Annotated in this window: 17 protein-coding genes; 11 read left to right on the forward strand and 6 right to left on the reverse strand. The window is 68.1% G+C overall.

Features of this window, described 5'->3' with window-relative positions; all coding sequences use genetic code 11:
* Positions 1-232: 232 nt before the first annotated feature.
* From ACFWZ4_RS13780 to ACFWZ4_RS13795, 4 genes are all read right to left on the reverse strand, one after another.
* Complete coding sequence (locus tag ACFWZ4_RS13780) at positions 233-2,449, reverse strand: reprolysin-like metallopeptidase (protein WP_439705251.1); 2,217 nt, start codon at positions 2,447-2,449, stop codon at positions 233-235.
* Between the two features lie 121 nt (positions 2,450-2,570).
* Positions 2,571-3,266 (reverse strand): DnaA regulatory inactivator Hda, encoded by a 696-nt coding sequence (gene hda, locus ACFWZ4_RS13785; protein WP_439705252.1) that lies wholly within the window; start codon positions 3,264-3,266, stop codon positions 2,571-2,573.
* Positions 3,263-4,441, reverse strand: a complete 1,179-nt coding sequence (locus tag ACFWZ4_RS13790) for an AI-2E family transporter (RefSeq protein ID WP_439705253.1) — start codon at positions 4,439-4,441, stop codon at positions 3,263-3,265. Before ACFWZ4_RS13790 ends, hda begins: the two co-directional genes overlap by 4 nt.
* 122 nt (positions 4,442-4,563) lie before the next feature.
* Positions 4,564-5,553 (reverse strand): DUF2066 domain-containing protein, encoded by a 990-nt coding sequence (locus ACFWZ4_RS13795; RefSeq protein ID WP_439705254.1) that lies wholly within the window; start codon positions 5,551-5,553, stop codon positions 4,564-4,566.
* 194 nt (positions 5,554-5,747) lie between these two features.
* On the opposite strand from ACFWZ4_RS13795, the gene purM reads away from it, so the two are divergent.
* The 3 genes from purM to ACFWZ4_RS13810 all read left to right on the forward strand — a co-directional run bounded on the left by purM (position 5,748) and on the right by ACFWZ4_RS13810 (position 8,288).
* The gene (purM, locus tag ACFWZ4_RS13800) at positions 5,748-6,776 is read left to right on the forward strand and encodes a phosphoribosylformylglycinamidine cyclo-ligase (protein WP_439705255.1); all 1,029 of its coding nucleotides are present in this window, start codon (positions 5,748-5,750) and stop codon (positions 6,774-6,776) included.
* Positions 6,777-6,883: 107 nt separating this feature from the next.
* Entirely contained in the window at positions 6,884-7,549 is a 666-nt protein-coding gene (purN, locus tag ACFWZ4_RS13805) for a phosphoribosylglycinamide formyltransferase (protein ID WP_439705256.1), read from the forward strand.
* 37 nt (positions 7,550-7,586) lie between these two features.
* Entirely contained in the window at positions 7,587-8,288 is a 702-nt protein-coding gene (locus ACFWZ4_RS13810; protein ID WP_439705257.1) for a DUF3108 domain-containing protein, read from the forward strand.
* Positions 8,289-8,390: 102 nt separating this feature from the next.
* On the opposite strand, the gene murA is transcribed toward ACFWZ4_RS13810, so the two are convergent.
* Both murA and ACFWZ4_RS13820 read right to left on the reverse strand, forming a co-directional pair.
* Complete coding sequence (gene murA, locus ACFWZ4_RS13815; RefSeq protein WP_439705258.1) at positions 8,391-9,650, reverse strand: UDP-N-acetylglucosamine 1-carboxyvinyltransferase; 1,260 nt, start codon at positions 9,648-9,650, stop codon at positions 8,391-8,393.
* A gap of 41 nt (positions 9,651-9,691) precedes the next feature.
* Positions 9,692-9,931, reverse strand: a complete 240-nt coding sequence (locus tag ACFWZ4_RS13820) for a BolA family protein (RefSeq protein ID WP_231323610.1) — start codon at positions 9,929-9,931, stop codon at positions 9,692-9,694.
* A 222-nt stretch (positions 9,932-10,153) separates the two neighbouring features.
* On the opposite strand from ACFWZ4_RS13820, the gene ACFWZ4_RS13825 reads away from it, so the two are divergent.
* The 8 genes from ACFWZ4_RS13825 (at position 10,154) to hprK (ending at position 16,769) form a co-directional block, all read left to right on the forward strand.
* The gene (locus tag ACFWZ4_RS13825; protein ID WP_439705355.1) at positions 10,154-11,095 is read left to right on the forward strand and encodes a KpsF/GutQ family sugar-phosphate isomerase; all 942 of its coding nucleotides are present in this window, start codon (positions 10,154-10,156) and stop codon (positions 11,093-11,095) included.
* A gap of 103 nt (positions 11,096-11,198) precedes the next feature.
* Positions 11,199-11,741, forward strand: coding sequence for a KdsC family phosphatase (locus ACFWZ4_RS13830; RefSeq protein ID WP_439705259.1), 543 nt, complete (start codon positions 11,199-11,201; stop codon positions 11,739-11,741).
* Positions 11,732-12,334 (forward strand): LPS export ABC transporter periplasmic protein LptC, encoded by a 603-nt coding sequence (lptC, locus tag ACFWZ4_RS13835; protein WP_439666862.1) that lies wholly within the window; start codon positions 11,732-11,734, stop codon positions 12,332-12,334. Before ACFWZ4_RS13830 ends, lptC begins: the two co-directional genes overlap by 10 nt.
* Positions 12,300-12,893: a lipopolysaccharide transport periplasmic protein LptA gene (lptA, locus tag ACFWZ4_RS13840; RefSeq protein WP_439705260.1), complete on the forward strand. Its 594-nt coding sequence runs from the start codon at positions 12,300-12,302 to the stop codon at positions 12,891-12,893. Before lptC ends, lptA begins: the two co-directional genes overlap by 35 nt.
* Before the next feature lie 3 nt (positions 12,894-12,896).
* On the forward strand, positions 12,897-13,616 hold the full coding sequence (gene lptB / locus ACFWZ4_RS13845; protein ID WP_439705261.1) for an LPS export ABC transporter ATP-binding protein: 720 nt from the start codon (positions 12,897-12,899) through the stop codon (positions 13,614-13,616).
* Positions 13,617-13,716: 100 nt separating this feature from the next.
* Complete coding sequence (locus ACFWZ4_RS13850; protein ID WP_439705262.1) at positions 13,717-15,156, forward strand: RNA polymerase factor sigma-54; 1,440 nt, start codon at positions 13,717-13,719, stop codon at positions 15,154-15,156.
* A gap of 131 nt (positions 15,157-15,287) precedes the next feature.
* Complete coding sequence (gene hpf, locus ACFWZ4_RS13855) at positions 15,288-15,611, forward strand: ribosome hibernation-promoting factor, HPF/YfiA family (RefSeq protein ID WP_231323600.1); 324 nt, start codon at positions 15,288-15,290, stop codon at positions 15,609-15,611.
* Between the two features lie 174 nt (positions 15,612-15,785).
* The gene (gene hprK, locus ACFWZ4_RS13860) at positions 15,786-16,769 is read left to right on the forward strand and encodes an HPr(Ser) kinase/phosphatase (protein ID WP_439705263.1); all 984 of its coding nucleotides are present in this window, start codon (positions 15,786-15,788) and stop codon (positions 16,767-16,769) included.
* Positions 16,770-16,774: the final 5 nt, after the last annotated feature.

The raw sequence follows: 16,774 nt of genomic DNA on the forward strand, positions 1-16,774 counted from the left end.
GGCCAGAAAGGTGGCCCGCAGGGGCGGCGAGATCCGCAAGCAGCAACTTGGCCCCGAGGGCTAAGCGGCACTCGGCCGCTAGGGTGGCCGGCGCGTGCGCGAACTGGTCGCGAAAGGCAGGCAGGCGGAGGGCGGGAAGTAAGCGCAAGACGCTGCCGCGCCGGGGGACCGGCGCGGCAGCGAGCCTTGCGGCCGCGCCGTCAGGCAGCGGCCATGAGCCAGCCGGCGGGCGTTACGGCTGCACCGGCAGGTTGGACACGATGCTCCACCCGGTCGGATACGTGTTCTGGTATCCGCCACCCGATGCCGGGTAGGCCGCGATGCCCTTCGAGACGAAGCCACCCGTGCCGCTGTTGAGCCACACATACATGTCGCGCGACGCGCTGGTCCAGAGGATGCCATCGCCCTTGGTGGAGAACTGGTCGATCGCGGCGATCGAATAGCCGGGCGAGACGTTGATGATCCGGTAGCCGGTGCGGGTGCTGCCGTTCATCAGCCAATAGGCGAACTGGTGGTCCACGTCGTTCATCCAGACGAGGTCGGCACGCGCGTCGCCGTCCATGCGTCCGCTACCCACGATCCGCCATCCGGCCGGGTAGCTGAGCGAGCGCTTGCTGCTGAATCCGCCGCTGCTGGCGGTCGTCCAGATGTACAGGTCGCGCGCCGCGCTGGTCCAGGCGAGATCCGCCCGACCGTCGCCGTTGAAATCGCCGATCGCGGCGATGTAGTAGCCGGCCGTGATGGTGAACGTCCGGGTACTGGCCACGGTGGCGCCGTTCATCAGCCAGTACATGAGCTGGTGGGTGGTGCTGTTGGACCACACCAGGTCGGCTTTGCCATCACCGTTCATGTCGCCCGTGCCCACCAGCACCCAGCCAGCGTCGTAACTGGGCCCCTGGATGGACTGGTAGGCGTCGGCACCGTTGTTGATCCAGAAGAACAGGTCGCGGGCGCTGCTGGTCCAGATCATGTCCGTACTGCCACTGCCGTCGAGGTCACCTACACCGGCGATCCGATAGCCCGCCGTTGCGTTGCGGGTGTTGGTGGTCGGACGGAAGTCGGCCGTTTCGAGCATGGTCGTGAACGACCCGCCGACGGTGTCCTGCAGGACGATGTCGGCCTGGTGATCACCGTTGAGGTCCAGCGCGGCGCGTCCCGTCGGGCTGGCGAAGTTCGCCGTCACCGGCATGGTCTGGTTCAACACCAGGGTCTGGTTCGCCGTCGTCGGGTCGCCGCAGCGATTGCCGTTGCACAGGGTGATGTCCGGATTGGCGAAGTACGGCACCGGCTCCTGTGCACCGGTCGAGTACGCCATGATCGTCGAGAAGCTCCCCGTGGTGAGGGACTTGCGCCAGCCATAGGCATAGCTGTAGGCACCCGGTTCCGGTGCGTTGAGCTTGTTGTGGGCCAGCCCCATGTTGTGCCCCAACTCGTGGGCCAGGGTGGTATCCACGCAATAGGTATTGGTCGCGGGGTCCTCGCCATCGCCGATGGTTGAGTAGCCATAGGGCGCCGACTGCGTCGTGAACGGCGTTTCGTTGGCACCGTTCAGATAGCCCAACCCGCAGAAGCCTCCCTGGCCGGACTCGGAGTAGGGACGGACCAGGCTGACCAGGTCGGCCCCGAGAGTGGCGCGACGCGCACGAAGCGCAGCCAGCGGTCCGGTGGACGAAGTGTTGGTCATGTCATCCAGGACGCGATCGTTCGAGCCCGTGTCCGAATAATCCACCGCCATCGTCCCGACCAACCTGACGCGATAGTTGACCTTGCTGTCGGCATAGGCCTGGTTGGTGACCGCGATCAGATAGTTCATGCGCGTCTGCACGGCCGAGACGGAACCCAGCCGGGTGACCACGCCGGGCGTGTAACCCAGCAGGACATCGACCGTGTTCGACGCTGTCGCCGCCGCCGTGGTCATCGGTTGCGAGGCCTGCGTGCCCGATAACGGGAGGCTGGCCTGCGGCTCACGCGGTGCCGCGCGGTAATCCAGGCCCGGCGGGTTGAGCACCGGCCCGCCGGCGCGCAACCGCGCCGCCGCGGCATCCATCTGCACCATGTAGGTCTTGCCGCTGCGGGTCACCAGCCTGAACGGCTTGCCCTGTGCGGTGACCAGCGATCCGAACGTGGCATCCGGCCCGACGGTGAGCACGACGCTGCGATCACCACCCGGCACGGAAACCTTGCCGATCCAGGTCTCGATTCCACTGGGTCCCTCGATCAACCGGACGGTGCGGGCATAGACCCTCTTCCCGTCGGGCTGGGGCAGCCACATGCCGCCCTCCCTGACCGCCGTCTTGGGTGCGGCGCGTTCCACCTGCACCGGGTAGTAGCGATCTTTCCCCAACACGAAACTGGTCTTTCCCCCGACCAGGCTGAACGGTTCTACCGGAGCGGCGGAAATGGCGCCGGATACCAGCAACGTTGCCCCAAACATCAGCATCCTGAACATGGCGAACTCCTGTCTACAAAGTGTGTGCCTCGTTAGGCCAGGCACGGCCGCGCAGGGCGGATCATCGCCACGCGGAAGTAGGCGTAATGTGTACGCCGGGGACAGGGGAAGCGAAGGCTGCTTAGCTTGCCTCGCGCAGGAATTCGCGCAGGAACGGCACGGTAATGCGCCGCTTGGCGGCGAGCGAGGCCTGGTCGAGCCGGTCCAGCAGATCCAGCAGCGCAGTCAGGTCACGCGCGTAGCGGTTGAACAGCCAGTCCAGCACGGCCTCGTCCAGACCGATGCCGCGCGCGGCTGCCTGTTCGCGAAGCACGGCGCGACGCTCGGCATCGTCGAGTGCCTTGAGCGCGAACTGTGTGCACGCGCCCAGGCGCGAGCGAAGGTCCGGCAGGTCGATGCCCAGTTGCGCCGGTGGCGCATCGGCGGCGAACAGCATCGCCCCGCCCTCTGCGCGCACCTGGTTGTACAGATCGAACAACGCGTGTTCGGCGGCGCGCTCGCCGGCCAGCACGCCGAGATCGTCGATGGCCAGCAGTTCGGTGCTGCCCACTCCGCGCAGCGCACCGATGTGTTCGTGCATCGCCGAGAGCGGCAGGTATTGCACGCGTCGGCCCGCCGCGCTGGCGGCCTGGCAAGCGGCCACCAACAGATGGCTGCGCCCGCTGCCGGACGGGCCGTGCAGATATACCCAGGGCGCGCCCGGCGCCTCTGCCACCAGTTGCACCGCCGCCACCGCGGCGGCGTTGGCGCCGGCGTGGAAGTGCTCGAAGCGCTGCCGGCGTGGCCAGCGCAAGGCGAGCGGAAGTTGCGGGATCATGGCGCGCCGTCGTCCGCAGGACCGCGGCGCACGGGCACCGCGGTCGCGCGCTCGTCCGTACCGCCGGGTCCGCTCACCGTGACATCGACTTCGGCGATCACCGGATCGTCGGGGCCTGCCTCCATGTACAGCTCGCTCATGCGGTAGCGCTCGAGCAGGTAGCGCAACAGCACCATGATCACCGAGGCGGCCGGCAGCGCCAGCAGCACGCCGAGGAAGCCGAACAGGTAGCCACCGGCAAGGACGGCAAAGATCACCGCCACCGGATGCAGGCCGATCTTGTCGCCGACCAGCTTGGGTACGAGCACGTAGCCTTCCAGCAGCTGGCCGACGATGAACACGCCGCAGACCATCAACGGGTGGGCCCAGTCGCCATACTGCACCAGCGCGGCGATGATCGCCGCGCCGAAGCCGACCATGAAGCCCAGGTAGGGCACGAAGCTGAGCAAACCGGCGACCATGCCGATCAGCGGGCCGACCGACAGGCCGACCAGGGTCAACGCACCGCCGTAGAAAATGCCCAGTCCCAGCATCACCAGCAACTGGCCGCGCACGAACGCACCCAGCACCGCATCCGATTCGCGCGCCAGGTGCGCCACGGTCGGCTGCACCGAACGCGGCAGCACGCTGTCGACGTAGGCGATCAACCGATCCCAGTCGCGCAGCAGGTAAAACGCCACCACGGGAACCAGCACCACATTGGTTAGCCACATCACCGCGCCCAGGCTGGAGCGCGAGACGGTGCCCAGCACGGTGGTCGCCACCGCGCCGATCGAGCCAATGTGCGCACGGATCGCCGCCATCAGCCGGCTGGTATCGAACGCATCCGGATCGAGGCTGAGCTTGCGCTGCAGCCACGGCAGCGCGGTGTTCTGGATCCAGTCCACGTAGCGCGGCAGGTTGTGGACCAGGTTCTCGATCTGGTCGGAAATCAGCGGCACCAGCAGCAGCAGCGCGCCCACCAGCAGCAGGATCAGCACGAAGAACACGATGCTGACTGCCCAGGTGCGGTTCATGCCCAGCCGTTCGAGCCGGTCGGCCAACGGGTCGCCAAGGTAGGCCAGCATGCCGGCGACCGCGAAGGGCATCAGCACCGGCGCCAGCAGCCAGATCAGGAAGCCGATCACCAGCACGATCGCGAGCAGTTGCCAGCGGCGGGAAATGTCGTGGGTCAAGGAGAGGCCTCGTTCAAGCGATGCACGGCGTTTCCTCTGTGGGAACCCGCTTGCGGGCGATGCTCTTCTCGTTGTGCGGAAAGGGCATCGCCCGCAAGCGGGCTCCTACAAGGGGCATTGTTTCAATGCAGCCACTGCAGGCTGGCGTCCGCCCCTGCGTGCGGCGTGCCCTGGATCACCCGGCCGCCCGCGGCCAGGCCGGCGGCCAGCGCGGCCGGCGGCGTGCTTGCCTTGATGCCGAGCAGGAAGCCGTCGTTGTCGGCGGCGAGCGTGTTCACCTCGCGCACCGACGGGTCGGCGCGCAGCATCGCCAACAGGTTGGCGTAGGCCTGCGCCGAGTCGACCTTGCTTACCCACAGCTTGCCGCTGCTGATGCCTGCGCCGATCACGTTGAGCTGCTTGCCCAGTCGATCGGCCATGCCGTTGCCGCCGTCAGTGAGCAGCGCATCGGCGCTGACCGCCTGGTCGCTCCAGGGCAGCGGATTGCCTCCGGACACCAGGGTCCAGTCCGCGCTGCCGCCCTTCAGATTGCCGACCAGGATCAGGCCGGTGTGATAGCGCTGGGTGATCATTGCCAGCGCGGTCGGGTCGGCGTTCGCCACGGCGGAGGCTTCGGGCACGTGCGACGGGTCCGGGTAGGCCAACTGGTAGCCGCGGGCCGCGGCGGCCTGCGCCAGCGCGCCCAGCGCATCCTGGCCGAGCAGGCTGCCGTCGCTGCCATGCACCAGCACCAGCACGGGCGGCTTCACGCCCGCGGCCGGCACGCCGATCTGCGTGATCAGCCGGCGCACGGCGCCCGGATCGAAGTTCACCTGCAGCACGATGCCAGTGCCCGCGCGCTGGTACTGGAACTGCTGCACCAGGCCCGGCGCGCCCTTCAGCGCGTCGTCATAGCCGGGCTTGCTGCGCAGGTCCTGGCCGCCGGCGACGCGTTCGAGCACCTGGGCGAGCGCAGTGGCGAAGGCCGCGTCACGTTGCGCCTCGCTGGTGTCGGTGACCGGCACCACCACCGCGTACGGCGAGACCGGCACGGGTGCCGGCACCTGCGCCCACGCCGCCGGCGCGAGCAAACCCAGCAGGAGGAAGGCGAAAAACAGGCGTGGCAGGCGCATCGGCAAGTCTCGTCCGTGGAAGCTCGGATAACACGGGAGTCTGCCCAATCCCGCCCGCAGCGTCCATCGGCGCGGCCTGGCGCAAGACCGCGAAGCGGGGTTTTCAGCCGCCCGCGACCCGCGCATGGAGGACGGACCGCGCCCGCGGGAGCGTGCTGGTAGAATTGCGCGCTTTCCTCCAGGCCTCCTCCGCCATGTCCGACGCCCTCACCTACCGCGCCGCCGGCGTCGATATCGACGCGGGCAATGCCGTGGTCGAACGCATCAAGCCGCTGGTCAAGCGCACCTTCCGCCCGGAAGTGATGGGGGGACTGGGCGGTTTCGGCGGCCTGTTCGACCTGGCCGGCCGCTACAGGGAGCCGGTGCTGGTGTCCGGTACCGACGGCGTGGGCACCAAGCTCAAGCTTGCGCAGCAGCTGGGCCGCCACGACACCATCGGCATCGACCTGGTCGGCATGTGCGTCAACGACGTGCTGGTGCAGGGCGCCGAGCCGCTGTTCTTCCTGGACTACTTCGCCACCGGCAAGCTGGACGTGGACACGACCGTCGCGGTCGTGGGCGGCATCGCCAGGGGTTGCGAGCTTGCCGGCTGCGCACTGATCGGTGGCGAGACGGCCGAGATGCCGGACATGTATCCGCCGGGCGAATACGACCTGGCCGGTTTTACGGTCGGCGCGGTTGAAAAGTCGCAGCTGCTCTCGGGCGAGGCGATCGCCGCCGGCGACGTGATCCTCGGCGTGGCGTCTTCGGGCCCGCATTCGAACGGCTATTCGCTGGTCCGCAAGATCGTCGAGCGCGCCGGCAGCCCGCTCGATCTCGATCTCGGCGGCGTGAAGCTCGCCGACGCGCTGATGGCGCCGACCACGATCTACGTCAAGCCGATGCTGGAGCTGCTGAAGAACCAGCCCGTGCACGGCATGGCGCACATCACCGGCGGCGGCCTGAAGGAGAACATCATCCGTGTGGTGCCCGATGGCCTGGGCCTGGCGCTCGACGCGAACGCGATCGTGCTGCCGCCGGTGTTCGACTGGCTGATGCGCGAAGGCAAGGTCGCGCGCGAAGAGATGTGGCGCACGTTCAACTGCGGCGTGGGCTTCACGGTGATCCTCCCGCGCGACGCGGTCGATGGCGCGACCTCGCTGCTGGCGAAGCATGGCCTGGCCAGTCGCGTGATCGGTGAGGTCGTCAAGGCGCAGGGCGACGAGCGCGTCCACATCGGCTGAAACAGAAAAACCGTTTGCCCTGAGCGCAGGCGCGCAGCGCCGAAGTCCAAAGGCGGCTCACATACGGCCCCGCGGGTCGATGCCCAGGGCGAACGGCAGAGACAAACATGCCCCATCCTCTCCGTATCGCCGTCCTCGCCTCCGGACGCGGCAGCAACCTCGCCGCCTTGCTCGCCGCGCGCGAGCGCGGTGAGCTGGCCGCCGAGTTCGTGCTAGTGGCGAGCGACAAGACCACCGCCGGCGCCCTGCGGCTGGCCGAAGACGCGGGCATCCCCACGCTGGTGCTCGACCCGAAGGCTTATCCGGACCGCCGCGCATTCGACCTGGACCTCTTCGGCCGGCTCGCCGCCAGCGGCGCCGAGTTGGTCGTGCTGGCGGGTTTCATGCGCATCCTCGATGGCGAGGCGATCGCCCCCTGGGCCGGCCGCATGCTCAACATCCACCCTTCGCTGCTGCCCAGATACCGCGGCCTGCACACGCACCGGCGCGCGCTGGAAGCCGGCGACCTGGAGCACGGAGCCAGCGTGCACTTCGTCACCGCCGAACTCGATGGCGGCCCGGTGGTGGCGCAGGCAGTGTTGAGGATCGAGCCGAACGAAGACGAACACCGACTGGCGCAACGCCTGCTGCCGCTGGAACATCGTCTGTTGCCGTCGGTAGTGAGGTTGATCGCCGAGGGCCGCCTGGCCTGGCGCGACGATGGCCCCTGGCTGGACGGCGCGCCACTGAACGCGCCGCTGCGGCTTACCGAACGCGGGCTCGCGCTGGCCTGAATCCGATGTTCAGCGAGCCGCGGGCACACTGGACCCCATGACTTTCCGCCATCTCCTGCGCCTCGGCGGCGCCCTGCTGCTGGCCAGCGCCAGCGGACTCGCCCTCGCCGCCCCGCCCAAGGCCTTCACCGCCACCTACCGCGTGCTGCGCGACGGCTCGCCGATGGGCGATGCCACCGTGAGCCTCACGCCGCTCGGCAACGGGCAATGGGCCTACAGCAAGCACCTGCGCGGCACCTCGGGCCTGGCCGCCCTGCTGGGGGCGAACCTGGACGAGGTTTCGCATTTCCGCTGGAAGGGCGACGTGCCCGAGGCGCTCAGCTACGACTACCGCCTCGACGCGGCGATCAAGTCCAAGCAGCGCCACGTCACGGTGGACTGGGGCAAGCACCAGGTCACGGTGGATGAAGGCAAGGGTGCGATCACCTATCCGACGCAGCCGGGGATGGTCGAGCGCAACACCACCGCGCTGGCGATCGGCCAGGCTCTGCGCGACGGGCAGAAGCAGATCGCGTTGCCCGTGGCGGTGAAGCAGGAAGTGGAGACGCAGCGGTTCAGGATCACCGGCAAGGAGAAGGTGACGGTGCCGGCCGGCAGCTTCGACGCCGTGCGGGTGGACCGTACCGACGCCGATCGCGGCTTCAGCGCCTGGTACGCACCCGATCGCTACCCATTGCCGGTGAAGCTGTCGCAGAAGGACGGCGGCAACCTGACGATGGAGCTGGTGAGCTTCCGGTAGCCGCGTTCCCGGGTTTCGAATTCTCGAGCCCCCAAGGGAAAAGCGAGCAAAAACCCGGGTCCCGTTCGCCGCACGAGCGGCACACTTTGGCGGTTGCGAGCGTCAGCTCGGCAGACGGCGGATTCTCGCGCCGAGCACACCAAGCTTCTCCTCGATGTTCTCGTAACCGCGATCGATGTGGTACACGCGGTCGACCGTCGTATCGCCATGCGCCACCAGACCTGCCAGCACCAGGCAGGCGGAAGCGCGCAGGTCGGTGGCCATGATCGGCGCACCGCTCATGTGTTCCACGCCCTGGATGATCGCGGTGTTGCCTTCGAGCCGAATGTCCGCGCCCAGGCGCTTGAGCTCCTGGGCGTGCATGAAGCGGTTCTCGAACACCGTCTCGGTGATGACGCCCACGCCCTCGGCCACGCAGTTGAGCGCGGTGAACTGCGCCTGCATGTCGGTCGGAAAGGCCGGGTACGGGGCGGTGACGATATTGACCGCCTTCGGACGGCGGCCGCCCATGTCCAGTTCGATCCAGTCAGGACCGGTGCAGATATGCGCGCCGGCCTCCTCCAGCTTGGCCAGCACCGCGTCCATCGTTCCGGCGCGGGCGCCGCGGGCGCGCACCTTGCCGCCGGTCATCGCCGCGCCGACAAGGAACGTGCCGGTCTCGATGCGGTCGGGCAGCACTTCGTACTCGGCGCCCTCGAGGCGCTCGACGCCATGGATCACCAGGGTCGCGGTGCCGATGCCCTCGATGCGCGCGCCCATCGCCACCAGGCAGTTGGCCAGGTCGACCACCTCGGGTTCCTGCGCGGCGTTCTCGATGATCGTGGTGCCGTCGGCCAGCGTGGCGGCCATCAGGATGTTCTCGGTGCCGGTGACGGTCACCATGTCCATCGCGATGCGCGCGCCCTTGAGGCGTTTGGCGCGGGCACGGATATAGCCGTTTTCCACGGTCACCTCGGCACCCAGCGCCCGCAGGCCGCGGATGTGCTGGTCGACCGGGCGCGAGCCGATCGCGCAACCGCCGGGGAGCGAGACTTCCGCCTCGCCGAAGCGTGCCACCAGCGGGCCGAGCACCAGGATCGAGGCGCGCATCGTGCGCACCAGGTCGTACGGCGCCACGTGGCTTTCGATGGTGCGCGGATCGACGTGCATCTTCATGCGGTCGTCGAGCACCAGGTTGACGCCCATGCGGCCGAGCAACTCGATGAAGGTGGTCACGTCGTGCAGGTGCGGCACGTTGGAGATCGTCACCGGGCCGTCGGCCAGCAGGCAGGCGGCGAGGATCGGCAACACGGCGTTCTTGGCGCCGGAAATGGCGACTTCGCCATGGAGCGGTTCGCCACCGCTGATCAGGATCTTGGCCATGTGGGTCCTTAAGCTTGGAGTGAGCGAAGCGAAGCGCAGCCTCAACGGCGCGCCGCGGCTTCCTCGGGAGTCAACGTCTTCAGCGCCAGCGCGTGGATCGCGCCGCCCATCAGCTCGCCCAGCGTGGCGTAGACCATGCGGTGGCGCGCCAGCGGCAGCTTGCCGGCGAACTGGCTGGCCACCACGGTGGCTTCGAAATGCACGCCGTCGTCACCGCTCACCTGCGCATTCGCGCCGGGCAGGCCGGTTTCGATCAGTGCCTGGATGCGGGCAGGGTCCATCGGAGGGGTCCATCGTCGGCGCGCGGGGCGCGGATTCACCAGGCTTGATGAATCCAGTGCGCGGCCATATGACGCTAAAATGCGGATATGCCATGGTAATGGAAATCCCGTGGCACAGAAATGCCGAAGGCCGCCGGCCACCCCAGCAGAGACCCCATGAACGCACGCATCGCCCCGCCCGTCGCCAAGCTGGACCCGGACGCCATCGCCCGCAGCGGGCGCATGGTAATCGCCACGGAAGCGGCCGCGATCCGCGCGCTCGAACCGCGAGTGGACGCCAGCTTCGTGGAGGCCTGCCGGCTGATCCTGGCTTGCCGCGGGCGCCTGGTGGTCACCGGCATGGGCAAGTCCGGCCACATCGGGCGCAAGATCGCCGCCACCCTGGCCTCCACCGGTACGCCCTCGTTCTTCGTGCACCCGGGCGAGGCCAGCCACGGCGACCTGGGCATGATCCAGCCCGACGACGTGGTGCTGGCACTGTCGAATTCCGGCGAGACGGATGAACTGTTGTTCATCCTGCCGGTCATCAAGCGCCAGGGCATCCCGCTGATCGCCATGACCGGCAACCCGAAGTCGTCGCTGGCGCACCAGGCGGACGTGCACCTCGACGCCAGCATTTCCAGCGAGGCCTGCCCACTCGGCCTGGCCCCCACCGCCAGCACCACCGCGGCGCTGGTGATGGGCGATGCGCTGGCAATCGCGCTGCTCGAGGCGCGCGGTTTCACGGCCGAGGATTTTGCCCGCTCGCACCCGGCCGGCAGCCTCGGCCGCCGCCTGCTGCTGCACATCAGCGACATCATGCACACCGGCGAGGGCATCCCGATGATCGCACCGGATGCCAGCCTCACCGAGGCGCTGATGGAAATGACCCGCAAGCACCTGGGCATGACCGCGGTGGTCGACGCCGAGCGCCGCTTGCTCGGCGTGTTCACCGACGGCGACCTGCGCCGCGCGCTCGACGACGAGGACGTGAACCTGCGCGGCGCGAGCGTCCAGGCGCTGATGACCCGCGGTCCGAAGACGATCACCTCCGACAAGCTCGCCATCGAAGCGGCGCAGCTGATGGAGAAACACCAGATCCACGCATTGCTGGTGGTGGACGAGCAGCAGCGCGTGGTCGGCGCGCTGAACATCCACGACCTGCTCCGCGCCCGCGTGGTCTGATCCAGGGGCGCAGACGAGGGCCGGGACCGTCGACAGTCCGCAACCCCACATTCCCGCCCTGCCTGTGCCCGGCCCTCATTTCCGTTTCCCCGCGCTGACGACCATGCCCTATCTCGCCAACCTCCCCGCCGACCTGCTCGCCCGCGCCGCCGGCATCCGCCTGGCCGTATTCGACGTGGACGGCACGCTGACCGACGGACGGCTGTACTACGGCGAGGATGGTCGCGAGACCAAGGTGTTCTTCGTGCAGGACGGCCTGGGCCTGAAGCGCCTGCAGGTGCACGGTGTGCAGGTGGCGATCATCAGTGCGCGGATCAGCCACCCGGTGGCGCTGCGCGCCGAAGAACTGGGGATTACCCACGTCTACCAGGGCCAGGGCGACAAGCGCGTCTGCCTGCTCGAACTGCTCGACGCGCTTAAGCTCGCGCCCGAGCAGGTCGCTTTCGTCGGCGACGACCTTCCCGACCTTCCGGCCATGCGCATCGCCGGACTCGCCGTGGCCGTGGCCAATGCCCACCCATGGGTGATCGAGCAGGCGCAGTGGACCACCAGCCGTGCTGGTGGCCAGGGTGGCGCGCGCGAGGTCTGCGACCTGATCCTGCATGCGCAGGGCAAGGCCGGCAACGAGAAGGAGCGCTGGCGGTGAGGGAGTGGCTGCGCGACCGTCGCCTCGCGGCGGCCATCGTCGTGGTCGCGCTGCTGGCCGGCACGGCCCAACTGCTGTTGTGGTGGATCGGCCCCCCGCCGAAGGTCAACGAGTTCGTCGGTCCGCCGCGCTCGGGCTATACGCTGACCGACTTCAAGCTGACCCAGTACGGCACCGACGGCCTTCCCAGTTTCCTGATCCAGGCACCCCAGCTGGAGCGGCGCGAGGGCGACGAGTCGCTGTATATCAACGCGCCCGAGTTCCGCCTTCCTTCCAATCAGCCGGCCGTGCCCGACTGGCTCGGGCATTCGCTGTACGGCTGGGTCAACAACGAGGGGAGCCTGCTCAAACTGCAGGGCCCGGTGCATCTGGAGCGTGCCGCGTTCGACGACACGCCAAGGACCACGATCGACACCGCCGAAGTCACCGCCTGGCCCAAGCAAAACCGCCTCGAGACCGCCGCGCCGGCGCAGCTGGTGCAGGGCGGCACTAGAATCCACGGCGTCGGCATGCGCGCCGACCTCAACGACAAACACCTGGAGCTGCTCGATGACGTCCATGCCACGTTCCCGCCCCGCCAGCATGCGCGCTAGCGCGGCGTTGGTCCTGCTGGGCCTGACGGTGCTGGCACCGGTGCAGGCCAAGCGCACCGACCGCGACCAGCCGATGGACGTGCAGGCCTCGCACTTCGACGGTTTCCGCAAGCCCAACAGCACCACCACGCTCAAGGGCAACGTGGTGATCACCCAGGGCTCGCTCAAAGCCACCGGCGACCTGGCCAAGGTTCACTTCGACGCCAACGCCGAGATCGACAGCGTCGTGTTGACCGGCAGCCCCGCACACCTCCAGCAGCTGGACGACAACGGCAACCTGATGCAGGGCGACGCGGCCACCATCGACTACAAGGTGGCCAAGGACTACGCCGTGCTGCAGGGCCATGCCTCGATCACCCAGCAGGGCCGTGGCGAGGCGCACGGCGATCGACTCACCTACAACACCCAGACCAGCGAAATGACCGGCGACAGCGGCGGCGACGGTCGCGTGCACATGATCTTCAAGCCCCAACCCAAGTCGGGAACCGCCGCGCCTGCCGCGGCCCCGGCCCCGGCCACCAGTGCACCCGCGCCCGCCACCAGCACCGGGCAGCCCTGACCGATGCTCGCTGCCGAAGGCCTGCAGAAACGCTACCGCTCGCGCCAGGTCGTGCGCGATTTCGGTTTTTCGATCCGCCAGGGCGAAGTGGTCGGCCTGCTCGGCCCCAACGGCGCCGGCAAGACCACCTGCTTCTACATGGTGGTGGGCCTGGTCGAAGCCGACGGCGGCACCATCCGGCTGGACCGCCAGGACATCACCGGCCTGCCCATGCACTCGCGCGCACGGCTGGGCATTGGCTACCTGCCGCAGGAAGCCTCGGTATTCCGCCGGTTGTCGGTGGCCGACAACATCATGGCCGTGCTGGAGCTGCGCGAGGGCCTCAGCGCCCGCCAGCGCAACGAACAGCTCGAAGGGCTGATGGACGAGCTGAAGATCGCCCATATCGCCGGCCAGAAAGGCATCAGCCTCTCCGGTGGCGAGCGCCGCCGCGTGGAGATCGCCCGCGCGCTGGCCGCGCAGCCGCGCTACATGTTGCTGGACGAGCCGTTCGCCGGCGTCGACCCGATTTCGGTGGGCGAGATCCAGCGTATCGTGCGGCACCTGAAGGAACGCGGCATCGGCGTCCTCATCACCGACCACAACGTGCGCGAGACGCTGGGCATCTGCGATCGCGCCTACATCCTGAACGATGGCGAGGTGCTCTCGCGCGGCACGCCGGCGCACATCCTTGCCGACGAAAAGGTGCGCGAAGTCTACCTGGGACGCGAATTCAAGCTGTGAAGCGGTGATGTGACGCAGGGACCGTCGGAGCCTGCCATCGCTATGGTCGCGTCACACCCACCGGGGTAGGATGACCGCAAGTCTCTCCCCAACGGCTGGCATGAAACCCGGGCTCCAGTTCCGACTCAACCAACAGCTCACCCTGACGCCGCAGTTGCAGCAGGCGATCCGGCTGTTGCAGCTGTCGCAGCTGGAGCTGGAGGCGGAACTGCGGCAGATTGCCGAGGGCAACCCGCTGCTGGAGTTCGAGGAGGAGTCGGCGCCGGGCGAAACCGAGGAAGAAAGTTTCTCCGCCGCCCCGGTCGAAGCGCCGACCGTCGACCACAACGCGGACGACGCCGCGGACTGGGGCGAAGCCGACGCCCCGGCCGAGGCGCCGATCGATTTCTCGCTCGGCAGCAGCGCGCCTTCGGGCAGCCGCGGCGACGAGGATTTCGAACCGCAGAACGCCGCGCCCGAGACCCTGCAGGAACACCTGCTGTGGCAGTTGAACCTTTCGCCCTTCAACACGCGCCAGCGGCTGATCGCCACCGTCATCATCGACGCGCTCAACGCAGACGGCTACCTCGCCGAAGGCATCGAAGGCGTGCTCGCCGCCCTGCCGGCGGATCTCGATGCGACAAGCGACGAAGTCGAGACGGTACGTCGCCAGTTACAGCGTTTCGATCCCACCGGCATCGCCAGCCTGGACCTGCGCGACTGCCTGCGCGTGCAGCTGGAGCAGTTCGACGCCGCTACGCCGCATCGCGGGCTTGCGCTGCAGATCGTCGCAGGCGAACTGGAACTGCTCGCGCGCAACGACATCGCCAAGCTCGCGCGCAAGTTGCGTGCGAGCGAGGAAGAAGTCGCCGCCGCGGCGCTGCTGATCCGCAGCCTGGATCCGCGTCCCGGCGCCGCGCTGGACGCCACGCCGGTCGAGTACGTGGCGCCGGACGTCTACGCCTACAAGGAAGGCAACCGCTGGAAGGTCAGCCTCAACCCGGACTGCCAGCCGCGGCTCGGCCTCAACCAGCACTACTGCAGCCTGATCGCGCAGGCGCGTGGCGAGGACGCCAGCTGGATGCGCGGGCAGTTGCAGGAAGCACGCTGGCTGATCAAGAGCCTCGAATCGCGCGCCGAAACGTTGCTGAAGGTCGCCGATGCGATCGTGCGCCGGCAGAGCGCCTTCCTGGACTACGGCCCGGAAGCGATGCATCCGCTGGTGCTGCGCGAAGTGGCGGAAGAGGTCGGCATGCACGAGTCGACCATCTCGCGCGTGACCACGCGCAAGTACATCCACACGCCGCGCGGCACCTTCGAGCTCAAGTACTTTTTCTCCAGCGGCGTCTCCACCGAGGACGGCGGTGGCGCCTCGGCCACCGCCATCCAGGCGATGATCAAGAAACTTATCGACGGCGAGGACACACGCAAGCCGTTGTCCGACCAGGCCCTGGCCGAGGAGCTCAACCGCAAGGGCATCCAGGTCGCGCGCCGCACCGTGGCCAAATACCGCGAGGCCCTTCGCATCCCCAGCTCGAGCGAGCGACAACGCGCCGGCTGACCGGCGCCTGAAACCCACCACTTGGAACCGGCCCGAACGATCCCATACCGAATGAAGACCGGCATGCCGGCACCAATCACCGGCATGCGAACCCGCCGCCCCACGGCGGCCTGTACCAGAGGAGGCGCCCCATGCAGTTCCAACTCACCGGCCAGCAGATCGAAGTCACCCCCGCCCTGCGTGCGCATGCCGAATCCCGGCTCGATCGCCTGACCCGCCTCGACGAACGGTGCCTGGGCCTGAGCATGGTGCTGTCGATCGACAAGCTGCAGCACTGCGCCGACGCCACCCTCAGCACCACCGGTGCCGCCCTGCATGCGGCGGCCTGCGGCGCCGACATGTATGCCTCCATCGACATGGTGTTCGACAAGCTCGCCGCGCAACTGCGCCGCCACCGCGACAAGGTGACCGACAAGCATCAGCAGGAAGCCCGGGAAGCGCGCCAGATCGGCTGATCCGTCCCGCACCAGGCAAAGGAGACCCGCCCCGGTGGCGGGTCTTTTTTTGCTCGAAGCGCGACACCACGGGCCAAGCCCCGCCGCGACCGCGGGAGGAAGATCCCGAGACAGGGGCGGATAGCCGCCCTCGGGACGCCCGCCCAGTCCGCCCTCCCCCGCATAGCTGGCACAATGGCGCCCATTGCCACCCGGCAGGGACACCCCTTGGAACGCCTGACCGCACGACAACTCTTCGACGGCGTCCACGAGCGCATGGGCCTGCGCTGGGTGGCAGGCATGCGTGGCGAAGGGCGCGTGCTCGAGCCTGGCGCCACCGCCACGCGCCGCCCGTCGCTGATCGGCTACCTCAACGTGATCTACCCCAACAAGGTGCAGATCATCGGTACCGAGGAACTCAACTGGCTGGACAGCCTGGATTCGCGCCAGCGTTGGGAAGCGATGCACAAGATCGCCGCCTACCAGCCGGTGGCACTGATCGTGACCAAGGACCAGACCATTCCGTCGGACCTGCGCGAGGTGGCCGAGGAGACCCACACTCCGCTGTGGATCAGCTCCAAGCGCGGCCACGAACTCCTGACCTGGATGCAGTACCACTTGGCGCGCCTGCTGGCGCCCCGGATCACCCTGCACGGCGTGTTCCTGGAAGTGTTCTCGATCGGCGTGCTGATCACCGGCGAGTCCGGCTCGGGCAAGAGCGAGCTCGCGTTGGAGCTGATCAGCCGCGGCCACCGTCTGGTCGCCGATGACGCCACCGAGTTCACCCTGATCGCACCGGACGTGATCGACGGCACCTGCCCGGAGCTGTTGCAGGATCTCCTGGAAGTGCGCGGTCTGGGCGTACTCAACGTGCGCGAGATGTTCGGTCACACCGCGGTCAAGCATTCGAAATACCTGCGCCTGGTAGTCCACCTCAAACCCCTGCGCGAGGGCGAGGACATCGACGCGGCAACGCGCCTGACCGGCGACACCAGCCACCGCGAGATCCTGGAGGTCTCCGTGCCGATGATCACCATCCCGGTGGCCCCCGGCCGCAACCTGGCGGTACTGGTGGAAGCGGCGGTGCGCCACCATATGCTCAAGAGCAAGGGCATCGATCCCGCGCAAACCTTCATCGACCGCCAGGCGCACCAGATGCGCCGGCTTCCGCCGTGGTGAAATCC

This window comes from Frateuria sp. GZRe12 (assembly GCF_051900535.1).
Taxonomy (GTDB): Bacteria; Pseudomonadota; Gammaproteobacteria; order Xanthomonadales; family Rhodanobacteraceae; genus Frateuria_A.

Coding starts and splice junctions, on each gene's coding strand:
- ACFWZ4_RS13780 (WP_439705251.1), bottom strand. CDS start 2,449: ATGTTCAGGATGCTGATGTTTGGGGCAACGTTGCTGGTATCCGGCGCC.
- hda (WP_439705252.1), bottom strand. CDS start 3,266: ATGATCCCGCAACTTCCGCTCGCCTTGCGCTGGCCACGCCGGCAGCGC.
- ACFWZ4_RS13795 (WP_439705254.1), bottom strand. CDS start 5,553: ATGCGCCTGCCACGCCTGTTTTTCGCCTTCCTCCTGCTGGGTTTGCTC.
- purM (WP_439705255.1), top strand. CDS start 5,748: ATGTCCGACGCCCTCACCTACCGCGCCGCCGGCGTCGATATCGACGCG.
- purN (WP_439705256.1), top strand. CDS start 6,884: ATGCCCCATCCTCTCCGTATCGCCGTCCTCGCCTCCGGACGCGGCAGC.
- ACFWZ4_RS13810 (WP_439705257.1), top strand. CDS start 7,587: ATGACTTTCCGCCATCTCCTGCGCCTCGGCGGCGCCCTGCTGCTGGCC.
- murA (WP_439705258.1), bottom strand. CDS start 9,650: ATGGCCAAGATCCTGATCAGCGGTGGCGAACCGCTCCATGGCGAAGTC.
- ACFWZ4_RS13820 (WP_231323610.1), bottom strand. CDS start 9,931: ATGGACCCTGCCCGCATCCAGGCACTGATCGAAACCGGCCTGCCCGGC.
- ACFWZ4_RS13825 (WP_439705355.1), top strand. CDS start 10,154: ATGGTAATCGCCACGGAAGCGGCCGCGATCCGCGCGCTCGAACCGCGA.
- ACFWZ4_RS13830 (WP_439705259.1), top strand. CDS start 11,199: ATGCCCTATCTCGCCAACCTCCCCGCCGACCTGCTCGCCCGCGCCGCC.
- lptA (WP_439705260.1), top strand. CDS start 12,300: ATGCCACGTTCCCGCCCCGCCAGCATGCGCGCTAGCGCGGCGTTGGTC.
- lptB (WP_439705261.1), top strand. CDS start 12,897: ATGCTCGCTGCCGAAGGCCTGCAGAAACGCTACCGCTCGCGCCAGGTC.
- ACFWZ4_RS13850 (WP_439705262.1), top strand. CDS start 13,717: ATGAAACCCGGGCTCCAGTTCCGACTCAACCAACAGCTCACCCTGACG.
- hpf (WP_231323600.1), top strand. CDS start 15,288: ATGCAGTTCCAACTCACCGGCCAGCAGATCGAAGTCACCCCCGCCCTG.
- hprK (WP_439705263.1), top strand. CDS start 15,786: ATGGCGCCCATTGCCACCCGGCAGGGACACCCCTTGGAACGCCTGACC.